Raw genomic sequence first — 14,143 nt, 5'->3', positions numbered from 1 at the left:
CCAAGGCTATACTTCGGCCAGCAATGGGCCCTTCTCAAAAGCGAAGGCTCTTGCGAACCCCTTTGAACTTCAAAATGTCCTGGGTTCTTTTGAGCAGCGTGCCGATATGGGCCACGTCTTTCCCGGCCCCGGGACCGCGCACGCCGCTGGCTCGCATGGCACCAATCCAGTCCAAAAGTTCAGCGGTGGCGGGCGGCTTTTCAAAGCCTTCTTCGCGCAAACGGTAAAAGGTTTCCAGGGAGGCACGCAGGAAGGCGTCGGGAATGTCTGGATAATGGAGCCGCACAATCTTGATCATCTCTTCGGGACCGGGAAAGGGAATGTAATGGCAAAAGCACCGGCGTAGAAAGGGATCCGAAAGTTCCCGTTTGGCATTGCTTGTGATGATGATAATCGGGCGCTTTTTAGCTCGAATCTTGTGATTGATCTCGCGGATAATGAACGCGCCGTCTTCCAGAACATCCAGCAGATTGTCCTGGGTGTCCGAATCCGTCTTGTCGATTTCATCCAACAGAAGCACTCGACGGTCCTCGCAGGTGAACGCCCGGCCGATGGGACCGAAACGAATATAGTCCCAGATGTTGTTGACATCCCGGCCCGTGTCCCCCGAGCCGAAGCGGGAATCGTTGAGGCGCAACACCGTGTCGTAGACGTAGCACAATTCTTCGCCCTTGAAGGTGGACTTGCATCGAGCCTCCTCCATGCGTAGCTGGAGCGCTCGAGCGATTTCAAAGGCGAGCTGGGTCTTTCCCGTGCCTGCTTCTCCCGTAAGGAGCAGTGGCTTTTCCATGGCTATGGCGATGTTGACGATCTCTCGCAGCTCCGGATTCAAATAGTACCGATCTGTTCCCTCAAAGCGAAGGGACATGGATGCCGAACTCTTGTGCACGATGAACCTCCTTGCATGGGGCTTCAAGCGCCGCGCGCCCCGCGTGGAATCGTTTCGACCCCAAGCATCATAAAGCATTTTGCCCGCGTCTTGAAGAACGATGAGGCGATGGGCTTTTTTCAAGGCCACGAAAAACCTTCGGCCACGAAAGCCTTTTGAAGGCCGGCACCCTGTGCTATAGGCTTTCGGTGAACGACGGTATTTGGCAATCAAGCGCGTCTTCATGAGCCGCTTTAGGCACGCATCGAACCCATAGGAACTCCAGGCGCACGGGAGGCGAACCAGGCGGTGAAACGCTCCTCCATGGCATCCCTCAATGTGTGGGCCGGGCGGCCAGCGCCGTCTTTTCGAATGAGTCTTTTCCTTGCCTGCGCACTCACCTTTGGATTTTACACCGCCTCCTACATGCGCATTCCCGTTGTGCCTTTGTATGCCAAGAGCCTCGGGGCAAACACGGCCACCGTGGGTTGGATCAATTCCGTCTTTTTCCTCACCGCCGGATGCCTTTCCCTGCCGGTGGGGCTGCTCTCGGATCGATGGGGACGCAAGCGGCTGGCCTTGGCGGGAATCTTCATCGTCAGCTTGACCTGCTTTGCCTTGGTCTGGGCGGGCACTCCGGCCCAACTTATGGTCATCTACTTCTTTTTCGGCATCGGCCTTTCGGCGTACGGACCTACCATGATGAGCTACGTCGCCGACGTTTCACCCCTGACCCATCTGGGGCGTTCCTACGGGTGGTACACCACCTCGCTGTATGTGGGCATGAGCGTCGGCCCTGCCATTGGCGCCTGGATTGCGGAGCGGTTCGGTTTTCAAGACGTCTTCGTGGCCTCGGGAGTGCTCACGGCCGGATTGCTCTTCGTGCTGGCCGTCTTCTTGCCGGCACCGCAGGCGACCGCTAAGGCCGATGGCAAACCGCCCTTGGGTCAACTGGCCACAGAGGTTCTCCACTCGCGCCCCCTATGGGGCTGCTGGCTCATCACCCTGGGTCTGTGCTTTGGACTGGGCATGTTTGTCACCTTCATTCCGCTGCATGCTCGACAAAGCGCCATTCCCGTGGCCTCCATCGGGCTCATTTTTATGGTTCAAGGCATTTCCAACGCCGTGTCGCGCATTCCCTTCGGGCATTGGAGCGATCGAACGAAGGACCGCAGGCGGCTGGTGGGTCTGGGGTCCTTGGGCACGGCAGGTGCCATGGTAGGCTTTGGCGCCGCCCATGAGCTGTGGCAATTTCTGGTGTGGGCAGCTGTGCTGGGCGCAGGTCTGGCTCTGGCCTTCACTTCCGTTGGGGCACTGATCGCCGCCGTGTCCAATCCTCGGTCGCGAGGCCTGGCTATGGGCGGCTACAATACCGCCATCTACATGGGGATCATGGCCGCCTCCGCCGTCATGGGCGCCGTCATCACATGGGAAGGCTATTTCTTCGCTTTCGCCGCCGCAGCGGCGTTCACGGCGATGTGCCTTATTTTGTTTGGCCTCTTCATGAAATCGACCCGCTGATGTTTCCTCCCATGTCTGGGGGGTCACATCTCGATTTATGCCAATAGAATCGAATCCATGGCCTATTAGAGGTTGTCCGAAAATTCCATTTGAAGGAGCGTGCCAACCTCAAATCCTTAAATCGACGTGCGGCGCTATTATAAAATCATAAAAAAAATGCATTTTGCGACAGGCTCCTAGAGGTGCAGGCGAAAAAATCCAGATGCTTCGATCTCAAAAAGCCACCCCTTCAAATCAGTTGCAAGAAGCGCCCCCGCCTGAAACTCGCAACTGTGGAAAAAGGTGCTTGACACTTCCACCCCCCTGGGCTAGTAAAAACTTCGTTCGTCACAGTGGTCATGCGCCCGTAGCTCAGCTGGATAGAGCGTCGGACTTCGAATCCGCAGGTCGCAGGTTCGAATCCTGCCGGGCGTACCACAGGGTATCCAGGGCCGTTAGCTCAATTGGTAGAGCAGCTGACTCTTAATCAGGAGGTTCGGGGTTCGAGTCCCTGACGGCCCACCACGAGAAAAAAGGGTTGGAACGCCATTGTTCCAGCCCTTTTTTATTTCCGCATGCCCATCCCCGAAGGTGTGGCGTGCATTTGAGGACCATTTGAGCGCGCGCAGGCATGCATTCCACAACGCTCCAGCGGATTTTTGATCTGTTTTTTTCCACAGAGGCAATGGGGCGGGGAAGAGGCCGGGGTTTGGCGACGCTCTACGTCATGGCTCAACAACAGCAGGCAATGATCCAACCCACGCGGCATTTTGGATACTAGATCATGGAAGCGCTAAACGGCGTTGAAGTTGTCGAGACCATGGAAATGATTACCAGAAATCAACGGCTCATTCTGGACTTGGTTATGCCGGAAATGAACCACTGGCAGACGCACCAGGCCTTGCAAACCACACGGCCTGAGGTGCTTGCCCCTCTAGCCCAGGGCGAGCCTGGGGACAACGGCCGATAAAGTCCTTCGAACACCGTTCTTTACGACGGTGGTGGATGGCGATGGAACATCCAGAGTGCCGCCACGGGTACCGTTCGAGTAAAACGCAAAGGGGGATCCATGCCGCGCCACTCCTTCAGGGTATAGAACAACAAATCCACCGGAACGGGCAGGTCGGTGGTGCCCTAAGCAGAGCCTCGCCGCGCAGAGAGCCCGCCCGCTTTCTCCACTTCGATGATAAGAGCCAGGTCGCTTCGCTCGCCCCAGTGGTTCCGAACCAAAGAGCCAAAAACTTCGCTTTGCAGCACTTTAGGTCTTTAGGCAGCGGTCTGCCTTGCCCAGCTCTCGAGACGGCTCAGAACGGTTTTCTTGTCGGTCCATCACCTGACGGGTGAATTCATGGGTCTCATGGGGCCTCCCGAATCGCCTTACCCCTCCGCAGTGTTCAAAGGGGGGGCAGCCTTGCACCATGCCCAGCACTCATAGCAACGGGCCGTGCGGCTCGGCCGCACGCCTCAAACAGCCAGACATTGTTGCTGAATGTCTTTGTCTTCTCGAAGCTTCTCCACAGGACCGTGGCACTGGACACGGCCCTTTTCGATGACGTAGCCCCGATCCGCAATGGAAAGCGCAAAACGAGCATTCTGTTCGGCCAACAAGATGGGCGTGTCCCGTTTAAGCCCTAAAATGATCTCTCCCAGGAATTCCACGACCACCGGAGCCAACCCCTCACAGGGTTCGTCCAATAGCAGCAGGACAGGATTGCCCATGAGCGCTCGAGCGATGGCCAACAATTGCTGTTCACCGCCGCTCAGTTCACCACCTCGCTTTTTTCGAAGCCTTTCCAGCAGGGGAAATTCTTCAAAGATGCGCTGGGGCGTCCATGCCCTTTTGCCAGCTCGGGCCGGCAACATGGCCACTTCCAGATTCTCTTCCACTGTGAGGCCAGCAAAGATGCGTCTGTCTTCGGGAACATACCCGATGCCTGCACGCACGATCTCATGCACAGGCTTCCCGCTGATCACTCGACCATGGAAACGAATTTCACCTCGCCTTGGTGGCGCATAACCCATGATGCTGCGCAGGGTCGTCGTCTTTCCGGCCCCATTGCGGCCCAAAAGGCAGACAATTTCCTTTTCCTGAACCTCCAAACTCATTCCCTGAAGTATGTAGCTGTCGCCGTAATAGACGTGAATGTCCCGGACTTCAAGGCTCAAGGCTCCCTCCCAAATAGGCCTCTTTGACCCTTTGATCGGCTCGAATCTCTTCTGGCGTTCCTTGGGCAAGAAGCGTTCCCTGATGAAGCACATAGATGTAGTCAGCCACGGAAAAGACCACCTTCATGTCGTGCTCGGTAATAAAAAAAGTGGTCCCAGACGTTTCGGCCAAGCTCTTGATCAATTGAATCATATGCTCGGTTTCTTCGGGATTCATTCCCGCCGTTGGCTCGTCCAGGAGAACCATGCGAGGCGCCGGCGCGAGAGCGATGGCTATTTCCACAAGGCGTTTGTCTCCATAGGGCAGCTGATGAACCCCTACATGGGCTTTTTCCGCAAGACCCACCATGGCCAGGACCTTCATGGCGGTCTGTTCCAAAGCTCGATCCCGCTTCAGTGGTCGCCAAAAACAAAACGCGCCGCCGCCCTTAATGACCAAGGGAACCAGAACGTTTTCCAAGACCGTCAACTGGGAAAAGACATTGGTGATTTGAAAAGAACGGCCCAAACCCATGGCGCAGAGCCGGTGAGCGGGAAGTCCGGTCACGTCCCGTCCTTGAAAGATGACCTTGCCCGAGGTCGGTCTGTAGCGGCCTGAAACCACATTGTATAAGGTCGTCTTGCCGGCGCCGTTTGGTCCGATAAGGGCCGTGAGCCGCCCTTCGGGCACCTGAAGGCTCACGCCAGAAAGGGCTGCAAACCTTCCGAAATACTGATGTACGTCTTCCACGCTCAAAATCATCCGCTGCGCCATTCAGACTTGTTCCTTGCGTTCACCCGTGGCTTTGCTTAGCGTGCCCCAGATGCCATCCGGGAAAAAGAGCACCACTAAAATGAGAAGACTTCCCAAAACAATCATCCAGTTTTCCGTAAATGCCGTGACCCAGTGTTCGAGAATGAAAAAAATAGCCGAACCGACCGCTGGTCCCCAAAAGGTTCCCGCACCCCCGAGAATAGTCATAAGCACCGGTCGTGCGGAAAAGCTCCAATGCAGCATGTCCGGAGCGGCCATTCTGTTGAAAAGGCACAACAGAAACCCCGCCAGACCCGCGAGCCCTCCGGCGATGACAAAGGCCGCCAGTCGAACCAGCCTGACATCGGTCCCCGAAAAAGATAGTCGCAGCTTGTTTTCCCGCACCGCTTGCAGCATGAGCCCAAAAGGCGAACGGACGACAGTCCACAAGAACAAGGCACTCGTGGCAAACCAAAAGAGCGTGAAATAATACATCGACGACGGGGCAAACAGGGAAAGCTTCCAGAGTCCTAAAGACAGTGGCGGGACGGCAAAAACGGGCAAGCCGTCACTGCCTCCTGTCACTTCCCGCCAGTTATGCGCCACGGCAAAAAGCATCATGCCAAGGGCCAGGGATAGCATGGCAAAAAAGATCTCATCCCGGCGAACACACAGGAAGCCCACGAGGAAAGCGGCAAGACTCGCCGAAAGGATGCTGGCCAGGAGAATGAACCACAGGGACCATGATCCATGGATCAGAAAAAGAGCGGTCACGTAAGCGCCGACTCCCAAGAAGCCTCCGTGTCCGAAGGATAGCAATCCCGCGTAGCCAAAGAGCAGGTTGAAACTCATGGCAAAGAGGCCCATGATGAGAATCTCGGTGGCCAACATGACCCAATAGATGGGCACGATCAGGGGAAACAGCGAGAGGAGCAGCGCCAGTCCGAGGGCAACAGGCATTCCGAGCAGAAACCTCCGTTCCATGTTTACCCCTCCCTGCCCAGAAGCCCTCGCGGCCTAACGAGAAGCACGAAGGCCAAGACCACATAAGGTAACGCCATTTGGACTCGACCGGCAAAAAGGGTTCCAAAAGCATCCAACAGCCCAAGAAGAATGGCCCCCACAAATGCTCCGGGAAAACTTCCCAACCCTCCCACCACGACGACGATGAAGCTCTCAATGATGATCCTTTCCCCCATGGCAGGCCCAACGCTCTGATGAGGGGCAGCCAAAGCTCCTCCCAGAGCCGCGAGCCATGCTCCCAATCCAAAAACCAAGGTGAACAGCAACGGCACGCGAATCCCCACCCCCTCGGCCATCTGCCGGTCTTGTGCCGCTGCCCGAATCATCTTTCCCCACCGTGTGCGGGTAAAAAAACCCCATAACCCCAGCCCCAGAACCGGACCCACCACGATAAGAAACAGTCGGTAGATGGGATAGGAATGAGAAAAAAGGCCCACGGTCCCCGCCAGAGAGGCCGGCGGATCCACCACATGGTAGGCCGCTCCCCAAAGGATGCGCACCGCGTCATCCAAAACCAATAACACGGCAAAGGTGAGCAGTAGCTGATAACTGACGTCGCGAAGGTAGACACGCCGAAGCAGCGTTATCTCCACGCCCATGCCCAAAAGGGCCGTCAGCAGGGGAGCGATGACCACGCCAGCCCAAAACGATGGGAAGAATCGCATCAGGGACATGGTCCCGTAGGCACCCAGCATAAAAAGGGAACCATGAGCAAAGTTGAGCACGCCCAGAACGCCGAAAATCGTCGTCAGTCCCACGGAAATGAGAAAGAGCAGCATGCCCCAACTCAAGCCGTTTAGGACATTGACCACCATGGCTTCCATTGAAAACCTTTCTCCGGCTGTCGCAGAACCCTCAGACGTCCCCGAACCCCCTCAGCTCCACCCCAAAACCAATTAAACTTCGGGCGTGAGAGGACTCTTGCTCGAGAGTACCAACCAATCCCGAAAGTTCTGCAACAGCCTCCCCTGCAAACGACAAATCCCACCCTCGAACTGGGCTCTTTACTTCATGCGGCAGCCCGTTTCCTCCAAAGGTGGCGTGACGGTCTGTGCCGGAAAGATTCGAATGGGCTTCAAGATGCGAAGAGGATAGTTGGGATCCGAAGCCGTTTTCCCCCATGTGGCGTTGGTCAGGGCCTGATGATCCCCGGGCCTCAAGGTCACAGTACCCACGGGAAGCTCCAGTGTCAGCCCCTCCAAGGCTTCGATGATCGCTTCCTTGTCTACCGACTTAGCCTTTTCCGCCGCAGCTTTTAAGGCATACAGTGCCGCATAAGCTCCATGGGCATTGTAGGAAGGGAACTGCCCGTAGCGTTTCTTGTAGTTGTCGCGAAAGGCTACGTTTTGCGGCGTGTCGTTGGCCAGGAACCAGTAGCGGGTTCCTACCCACAAGCCTTCGGGCATTTTGTCCCCCAAGGCATAGAGGACTTCGGTGGCGCCCCCAAGGGTCATGAGCACCTCCCAGTTCCCCTTGAAAAAGCCCATCTCGGAGGCTTGTCGAACAAAGTCGATCAGGTTGCCGCCCCAGAGGGAAATGAGCACACCTTCGGGCTTGGCTTGCATGATCTTGGTGATGTAGGCACTGAAATCGGTGGTCTTTATCGGGGCGAAGGCGGTCTGATCTGAGGGCATAAAGCTCACGTCAGGACGGAGCGCCTTCAAGTACTTCTGAAAATATTCCCAGGATTGATGGCCAAAGGCATAGTCTGGTCCCACCGTGGTCCACACCTTGGCCTTGGTCTCAGACGCCACCAGAGCTGCAGCTTTCACGTTTTGATCCAGGCTTACGGAAATACGAAAGGTGTACCTGTTACACAAGTTTCCCGTCACATCCGGTGTGGCGGCGTGGGTTACTATAAGCGGCGTCTTCAGCTCGGGCATGAGCGGCACGACCGTGTTGGCCACACCGCTGGAATCAAGGCCTATCACACACGCCACCCCCTCCTGGTACACAAGTCTGCGGATAACTCGCACCGCCACGTCGGGTTTTCCCGTGGAGTCCTCAAAGATGGCTTCCACCGGACGCCCCATAATACCCCCGGCGGCATTGATCTCTTCCACGGCCATCTCGGCTCCCTGTTTAGCGAACTGGCCGTAGGTGGCAAACGGTCCGGACATGATGTAGACAAATCCCACCTTGATGGGATTCGACGCCTGTCCTATGGCCGGTGCCATAACCAGTCCCAAAACTGCCACCACACACAAGAACCACATTCCATGCCACCTTTTCATGATCGCACCTCCTTGCTTTTAATGAACCCGACGCTCAGCCCATGCCGTTTAAATCCATCAAGGGCAAAGGACTCCGAACAAAGCAGAGGTCGAAACACCGTGGCGCTGCCTCCACATAGGTCATCTCAATGAAGGGTTTGGGGCCCAAGTGTAACCGAAAGGGCGGTTGTCGCCAAAATGCAAAATTTTCGTTATTGTCCAATCACGTTTGCTATGAGTCAAGTCGGTTCAAAGCTCACCACGAGACCGAAACCGCCTTGCGGCTGGATTGGGGAAGGCCTTAAAATTTTGAAGAGGGGGCAAAGAGACATGGATGGGACACTCACCGTGGCTCTGGCGCAGGTGGAGGGCAGCACCGATCCGGAGCGCAATCTGGAGACGGCGCACCGGTATGCAGAGGTTGCCGTTCAAAGAGGCGCGCATCTTCTTGTGTTTCCCGAGATGTTCATGGGGTTGCCGGGCTCAGGGCGTCCGCCGATGCACTTTGTGCGCCAGATCGGGGCCGAGTTTTTCACGCAGCTCGGCGCCGTCGCCAAGGCATGGGGCATCGCCATGGCGGCCGGAGGATGGGAGGCGTCGCCAGATCCTCAGCTCGCCTACAACACGGCCGTGGTCTTGAGTCCTCACGGGGAAAGGCTCACCACGTACCGAAAACTGCACCTCTTTGACGCTCTAAACGTTCGTGAATCGGACACCATGCGTCCGGGGGATTCACCACCTTCCGTGGTTTCGATCCGCGGGCTGCGAGTGGGCGTGACCGTCTGTTATGATTTAAGGTTTCCGGAAATCTTTCGTTATCTCGCCGACCAAGAGGCCGAGCTGGTGCTGGTTCTTTCCGCGTGGTATCAAGGTTCTTTCAAGGAAGACCATTGGCTGACGCTGCTTCGAGCCCGCGCCATTGAAAACACGTTCTATGTGGCGGGATGCAACCTGATCGGTAGCGCCTTTTGCGGCCGAAGCAGCGTCTTTGACCCCTTTGGGGTGTGCGTGGCTTCGGCCGCTGAAGGGGAGGATTGTGTTGTCGCGAACATTTCGATCACACGGGTTCAATCGGTGCGGAAAAAGCTTCCTTGCCTCGAAAACCGCCGAAGGGATGTGTGGTAAAAGCAGCTTCACGGGCTTCGTGCCCGATTTGGCACCACCAAGCCGTGTGTCACAAAAGGGCCGTCCTTTCACGCAACCTGGAGGAGCCGCGCAAGCCGCGACACCGCATTGCCCGTTGCACCGCTTCCCCAGGGTTCCGCCATGAGGCCCCTTGTCAAGGCGATGCTGAACCCTCAGGCCAGCGGTTGCGGTCACCGGGCCAACACCCTGAGGTCTTTTGGGCGAGGGCGCATGGCTTTTCGGTGAAGTTGCGGCTTGGTGTTGTCTTCCGGATGATAGACGTCCACGTCATGGGCTGCCAATGCGGCCTTGATGGCCAGATTCGAAAACAACCCAAAGACAAGTGCTCCGGTGATGCACTTTTCCACGCACACCGGCTTGTGCCCTTCGTAGACTCGAGCATAACACCACGCGCACTTGTTGGCCTTGAGCATCTGGCCAAATTGGCGCATGTAACGGGCACCGTAGGGGCACGCATCCACACAGGCGCCACATTCCATGCAGCGTTCCTACGTGATGAACACAAAGCCCTCCTCGGCCCGAAGGGTGGCTCCCGTGGGGAAATCCTTGATGCATTCCGCTTTGACGCAATGGGCGCTCGATACCCGCACGTGTTCCAAGGTTACGTCGGGAAAAGTGCAGGTTTCCTGGGTATGCACGCGCATGCGAAAACTTCCCTTTTCGTCCAAGCCGTCATAACGGCGGCACTCCACACTGCAGGCAGCACAGCCGAGACAAAGATCCACGTTGCAGATCATGACGTAGCGATCTCGAGCGACGTTTTTCATAACCTCATTCTCCCTTGCACAAATGCCGCAAACACTAATCCAAAATCCTGTAGACCAGCGCGCCGGTGTGCCGTTCCATGGCCCCCTGCGCATCGAGGCACCCAAAGATCGAGGTGGTGCCGTAGAAAATCATGCCAGAGCGCACGGGCGGCTAATTTTCTTGATCACGATGGGCCTCGCGTTCCGCCGCGGCCTGACACACCATCTCCAGAATTTCCAATGCCACGGCCAGATGATCGAAGGGTTCTCGAAACTCCGCTTCCCGCCACACCCAACCCGTTCGCTCATGAAACTCCACGGCCCTTTCCGCGGCTTCCCCTTGATCGGTCTCGCGGCTCAGATGCCAAGATGCCTGAGGGGGCACAGGCACACCGCCTCAGCGCACCACAAACAGCCACATGTATTTCACCTGATGGGCTTTAGGACCGTTTCCGGCGCTTTCATCCAGAGGATCTACCACTCTTCCAAGAGGGGCTGCGCGGAAGCCAGCCAATGGCCCGGGGAGCGGAATGTTCCACCTGAACTGAGCGATTTAAGCGCAAAAAAATCCCACCTAATGGGCTAATGAGGTGGAATCGTAGCGAGATCGGACGTATCACATACCGCGTAACCATAACCCAAAAGGTGGGGACTTCACAATGGGACGTGCCACAACCACGACAAATAGCAAAGCAAGAATTGACGGCGTTGAGGTGCCCCCCGATACGCTTACAGGCCGCGGCGGTTTGATTTTGTTTTTTCGCTATCTTGGCAACATCCAGATTTTTTAGCAGATCGATACTTTCTTTGGCTCCATGCGTCGTCGCCGCAAGGGGCAGCCGATCCTCGAGATTTTCAAGCAGCTACTGTGTTTTTTTATGGACGGCACGAGCCGGCACCTGGTTGACTTCGATGCCCTAGCCAAGGACGCGGGCTATGCCGCCGCCATCGAGTGTGATCCAGGTCGCATGCTTTCCTCCCACGCCGTCAAAAGGTTCTTCTGCTCTTTTTGGTGGCCGCGCATTGACTTGTACCGCCACCTTTTGCAGCGGCTGTTTTTGTGGCGTCTTAAGCTGCAAGAGCCCGATCTGATGGTTTTGGGCATGGACACCATGGTTATGGACAACGACGAGGCCCGGGTCCACGGCGTCAAGCCCGCCTACAAGCGTGTCAAAGGATTTCAGCCGCTGCAGATGACATGGCAAAACCACATCATCGATGCGGTCTTTCGTCGCGGAGATGCCCACAGCAACAATGGCAATACGATGGAGCGAATGGTACGCCATATGGTGGCCAGAATCCGCAAGCCCTATCGAGCCGACGTGGCTATCATCGTTCGCATGGACAGCGAACTTTTTGACCAGAAGCTTTTCGAGGCTTTTGAAGATTTGAGCATTGGCTACATCTGTGGCGGCAAGCTGTATGAGCCGGTCAAGGAATTTGTGGCCCAAAGCCAGAGGAGCCAGGCCGCCTGGGGCCGCTACAAGCAAGGGAGCCAGGTCTGGCAATACCTGGAGCTTGGCACAAGGTGCGGTCGGTGGAAGTCGTTTCGTCGAGCGCTGTTTTGCCGTCCGCTGTATCAAGATGCCCAGATGGTGCTGCCTTTTGCCCGGCCCGACACGGTGGTGGTCACCAACCTGGGTATGGGACAGGCCATCGATGTAGCGCTCACCAAGGCTGGACATGATCAATGGCTTCAAGGGCAAGGGATCATCGCCGGTGACCACGGCCGGGGCAGTGAGGAGCTGGTACATCGAGCGCTGAAGGATTTCGGCTTCGAGCAGCTGCCTTTCAAGCGCTTTGCCCCCAATGCCACCTTCTTCGACACGATGCTGGTGGCCTTTTTTCTCTACGAGAGCTTCAAGCACGACGTCTGCGCGCCGGTGGTCGAGCCCGTTGGCTAGGCCACCACGCTGCGCCGTAGGGTGATGGACATGGCCGCCAAGATTGTGCGTCACGGCCGCCGTGTGGTGCTGAAAGTGACGACGGCAACCTTTGAGGCCCTCCACTTTGAGAGGCTTTGGTACAAAAGCGGAGCGCCGCCCAGACATTGCTGGGGGTAAATGACGTGCAGCACCGAAGAAATCACCTACAAGTGAAGAGGTGTCTCCAAAATCGCGTAAAGTTGACGACATACTAAACATCAGGGCTCATTCACAAAAAAACCACAGTCAATAGCATAAAGATGGCCATCAGGGTGCCAAACTTGGCTCTTCGGTGGTCAGGCAGCCCATCGTCGGCTCTGTCTTGCTCCAGAATCGCTCAGATTAGGTTATAAGTGCATGTTATAAGACATGGGGAATGACGATTATTGGGCGGGCAATTCCGGGGATGTCTGAAGGAGGAACTGAATGAAGTCGTTCAGCTGATCACTCATCAGTCCTTGTTTTCGGTAGACCACAAAAAATTCCTGAACAGGCCTTCCTTCCTTAAGTTCGATGGGGCTCAGCCGCCTCTGGCTCAATTCCTCTTGAATCACCATACGAGGCACGATGGACCAGCCCAAGTCTTTGGCCACCATTTCCTTGACGGCTTCGATGCATTCCGAAGTGACCACGACGGAGCATCGGTCCAGAGATAGGCCGTGCTTCCGAAGGAATCGGACCAAGGCTCGGCGCGTTCCCGCCCCCCCTTCACCCAGAATTAAGGGTTCCGAGACTAAGTCCTTGATCGACAAGTGTCGAGCAGCGGCTCGTGAGGCTTCAAAGCAGCACAACGGTATCCGCACGAAGGCGTGGTGTGCAAGGCGAGAGTCCTCGGGGGGAATGCAGGCAATGGCCACATCCAGGGATCCTTCCACCAAGCGTGTGAAGTTATCGGCGCAGCGCCCCACATGCCAATGGACGATCACCTGAGACCACCTGTGCATGGATGCGCCGCCATAAGCAAGCACCACATGTTCTCCGGCAATACAACAGCATCCCACGACCACCTGCCGGTTTGAATGCCGTGTCAAGGGGTAAAGCTGTGCCTCCAGGTCTTGAAGGAATTCATAAATTTTTTGGATATGGTGATAGAGCACTTCACCGGTTTTGGTGAGCTCCACTGTGCCCCTTCTGTTTCGAACCATGAGTGGGCAGCCGATTTGTTTTTCCAGATTTTGCACTTGAAAACTCACCGCCGGTTGGGTCAGCCCGAGAATCCTTCCCGCTTTTGTGAAACTCTTTTGACGAGCGACTTCCGCAAAGACCTTTAAGGTAAAAAGATTCCATTTCATGCCGAAACCTCAACTTTACGTCCGATGCATCGGGCGGCATTGAGGCGTAGTGCGCAGCGACGAGTCTGCTAGGTCATGAACGATTTCGCGGAGTCCCTTCCGGCTTCACTCAAAAGGAGCGCTGCGAATCCCATTGGCGTGTGGCAGCATGAACCGCTTTCATTGCGTGCATTTGCAACAGGCAGGATCTCACTTGTTGTGAATTATCTACCAAAATGTCTGTTCCCATTTCAAGGGTAATTGTGAAAACCCATCATCGATCGCAAGGACTGGATACGCTGGAGGCGGCAGATTCAGCGAAGCGCCGCGGATCTTCATGCATGGAGTGCTATGGCCTTGAAGCCTTAACGGCTTGAATGGCTTCGGGTTCGTTTGGAACCTGAAATTGACCTCTCCATGCGTTGTGGAAACCCCATGACCTTTTGCGTTTTAAGAAAACACGTGACATGCTAAAAACCCATTACGGAATCGAGGTCTGTCCGAAAAGATCGATCGAACCTATTGCACAGGACCCTACCAGCGGAGCGAAAG

At 56.1% G+C, this 14,143-nt stretch carries 13 protein-coding genes, 2 tRNA genes and 1 pseudogene; 6 read left to right on the top strand and 10 right to left on the bottom strand.

The annotated features are described in order from the left end of the window. Positions 1 to 34: 34 nt before the first annotated feature. Complete coding sequence (locus tag EDC27_RS12125; RefSeq protein WP_245994515.1) at positions 35 to 889, bottom strand: AAA family ATPase; 855 nt, start codon at positions 887 to 889, stop codon at positions 35 to 37. Positions 890 to 1,177: 288 nt separating this feature from the next. Between EDC27_RS12125 and EDC27_RS12120 the strand changes: the two genes are divergently transcribed. The 4 genes from EDC27_RS12120 to EDC27_RS12105 all read left to right on the top strand — a co-directional run bounded on the left by EDC27_RS12120 (position 1,178) and on the right by EDC27_RS12105 (position 3,338). Further along, on the top strand, positions 1,178 to 2,389 hold the full coding sequence (locus tag EDC27_RS12120; protein ID WP_123290864.1) for an MFS transporter: 1,212 nt from the start codon (positions 1,178 to 1,180) through the stop codon (positions 2,387 to 2,389). A 340-nt stretch (positions 2,390 to 2,729) separates the two neighbouring features. Further along, a tRNA-Arg gene (locus EDC27_RS12115) sits at positions 2,730 to 2,806 on the top strand. An 11-nt stretch (positions 2,807 to 2,817) separates the two neighbouring features. Then, a tRNA-Lys gene (locus EDC27_RS12110) sits at positions 2,818 to 2,893 on the top strand. Between the two features lie 259 nt (positions 2,894 to 3,152). Next, positions 3,153 to 3,338 (top strand): response regulator, encoded by a 186-nt coding sequence (locus tag EDC27_RS12105; protein ID WP_123290863.1) that lies wholly within the window; start codon positions 3,153 to 3,155, stop codon positions 3,336 to 3,338. Positions 3,339 to 3,832: 494 nt separating this feature from the next. Here EDC27_RS12105 and EDC27_RS12100 read toward each other — a convergent pair whose 3' ends face one another. The 5 genes from EDC27_RS12100 to EDC27_RS12080 form a co-directional block, all read right to left on the bottom strand. Then, entirely contained in the window at positions 3,833 to 4,534 is a 702-nt protein-coding gene (locus EDC27_RS12100; RefSeq protein ID WP_123290862.1) for an ABC transporter ATP-binding protein, read from the bottom strand. After that, the gene (locus EDC27_RS12095; RefSeq protein WP_123290861.1) at positions 4,524 to 5,288 is read right to left on the bottom strand and encodes an ABC transporter ATP-binding protein; all 765 of its coding nucleotides are present in this window, start codon (positions 5,286 to 5,288) and stop codon (positions 4,524 to 4,526) included. The genes EDC27_RS12100 and EDC27_RS12095 overlap by 11 nt, the downstream gene beginning before the upstream one ends. Beyond that, positions 5,289 to 6,251 (bottom strand): branched-chain amino acid ABC transporter permease, encoded by a 963-nt coding sequence (locus EDC27_RS12090; RefSeq protein WP_123290860.1) that lies wholly within the window; start codon positions 6,249 to 6,251, stop codon positions 5,289 to 5,291. Between the two features lie 2 nt (positions 6,252 to 6,253). Further along, the gene (locus EDC27_RS12085; RefSeq protein WP_123290859.1) at positions 6,254 to 7,114 is read right to left on the bottom strand and encodes a branched-chain amino acid ABC transporter permease; all 861 of its coding nucleotides are present in this window, start codon (positions 7,112 to 7,114) and stop codon (positions 6,254 to 6,256) included. Between the two features lie 180 nt (positions 7,115 to 7,294). Further along, positions 7,295 to 8,524, bottom strand: a complete 1,230-nt coding sequence (locus EDC27_RS12080; RefSeq protein WP_211334884.1) for an ABC transporter substrate-binding protein — start codon at positions 8,522 to 8,524, stop codon at positions 7,295 to 7,297. Between the two features lie 309 nt (positions 8,525 to 8,833). Here EDC27_RS12080 and EDC27_RS12075 point away from each other — a divergent pair, with 309 nt between their 5' ends. Further along, complete coding sequence (locus tag EDC27_RS12075) at positions 8,834 to 9,628, top strand: carbon-nitrogen hydrolase family protein (protein ID WP_170161785.1); 795 nt, start codon at positions 8,834 to 8,836, stop codon at positions 9,626 to 9,628. A gap of 191 nt (positions 9,629 to 9,819) precedes the next feature. Here the strand turns inward: EDC27_RS12075 and EDC27_RS12070 are convergent. From EDC27_RS12070 to EDC27_RS12060, 3 genes and pseudogenes are all read right to left on the bottom strand, one after another. Beyond that, positions 9,820 to 10,137: pseudogene (locus tag EDC27_RS12070) on the bottom strand (4Fe-4S dicluster domain-containing protein); the annotation flags it as partial. After that, the gene (locus tag EDC27_RS12065; protein WP_123290856.1) at positions 10,138 to 10,416 is read right to left on the bottom strand and encodes a 4Fe-4S dicluster domain-containing protein; all 279 of its coding nucleotides are present in this window, start codon (positions 10,414 to 10,416) and stop codon (positions 10,138 to 10,140) included. Between the two features lie 151 nt (positions 10,417 to 10,567). Further along, complete coding sequence (locus tag EDC27_RS12060) at positions 10,568 to 10,780, bottom strand: molecular chaperone TorD family protein (RefSeq protein WP_170161784.1); 213 nt, start codon at positions 10,778 to 10,780, stop codon at positions 10,568 to 10,570. Between the two features lie 493 nt (positions 10,781 to 11,273). Here EDC27_RS12060 and EDC27_RS12055 point away from each other — a divergent pair, with 493 nt between their 5' ends. Next, the gene (locus EDC27_RS12055) at positions 11,274 to 12,299 is read left to right on the top strand and encodes a transposase (protein WP_170161783.1); all 1,026 of its coding nucleotides are present in this window, start codon (positions 11,274 to 11,276) and stop codon (positions 12,297 to 12,299) included. A gap of 404 nt (positions 12,300 to 12,703) precedes the next feature. On the opposite strand, the gene EDC27_RS12050 is transcribed toward EDC27_RS12055, so the two are convergent. After that, positions 12,704 to 13,612: a LysR family transcriptional regulator gene (locus tag EDC27_RS12050; RefSeq protein ID WP_123290853.1), complete on the bottom strand. Its 909-nt coding sequence runs from the start codon at positions 13,610 to 13,612 to the stop codon at positions 12,704 to 12,706. Between the last annotated feature and the right edge of the window lie 531 nt (positions 13,613 to 14,143).

This window comes from Desulfosoma caldarium (assembly GCF_003751385.1).
Lineage (GTDB): Bacteria > Desulfobacterota > Syntrophobacteria > Syntrophobacterales > DSM-9756 > Desulfosoma > Desulfosoma caldarium.
Note: the sequence above shows the minus strand (reverse complement) of the source record. Positions and strands in the feature narration are given on the sequence as shown.

Excerpts from the sequence above, each read along its gene's own strand:
- EDC27_RS12105 (WP_123290863.1), top strand. The coding sequence starts at position 3,153 with ATGGAAGCGCTAAACGGCGTTGAAGTTGTCGAGACCATGGAAATGATT.
- EDC27_RS12095 (WP_123290861.1), bottom strand. The coding sequence starts at position 5,288 with ATGGCGCAGCGGATGATTTTGAGCGTGGAAGACGTACATCAGTATTTC.
- EDC27_RS12090 (WP_123290860.1), bottom strand. The coding sequence starts at position 6,251 with ATGGAACGGAGGTTTCTGCTCGGAATGCCTGTTGCCCTCGGACTGGCG.
- EDC27_RS12085 (WP_123290859.1), bottom strand. The coding sequence starts at position 7,114 with ATGGAAGCCATGGTGGTCAATGTCCTAAACGGCTTGAGTTGGGGCATG.
- EDC27_RS12080 (WP_211334884.1), bottom strand. The coding sequence starts at position 8,524 with ATGAAAAGGTGGCATGGAATGTGGTTCTTGTGTGTGGTGGCAGTTTTG.
- EDC27_RS12075 (WP_170161785.1), top strand. The coding sequence starts at position 8,834 with ATGGATGGGACACTCACCGTGGCTCTGGCGCAGGTGGAGGGCAGCACC.
- EDC27_RS12065 (WP_123290856.1), bottom strand. The coding sequence starts at position 10,416 with ATGAAAAACGTCGCTCGAGATCGCTACGTCATGATCTGCAACGTGGAT.
- EDC27_RS12055 (WP_170161783.1), top strand. The coding sequence starts at position 11,274 with ATGGACGGCACGAGCCGGCACCTGGTTGACTTCGATGCCCTAGCCAAG.
- EDC27_RS12050 (WP_123290853.1), bottom strand. The coding sequence starts at position 13,612 with ATGAAATGGAATCTTTTTACCTTAAAGGTCTTTGCGGAAGTCGCTCGT.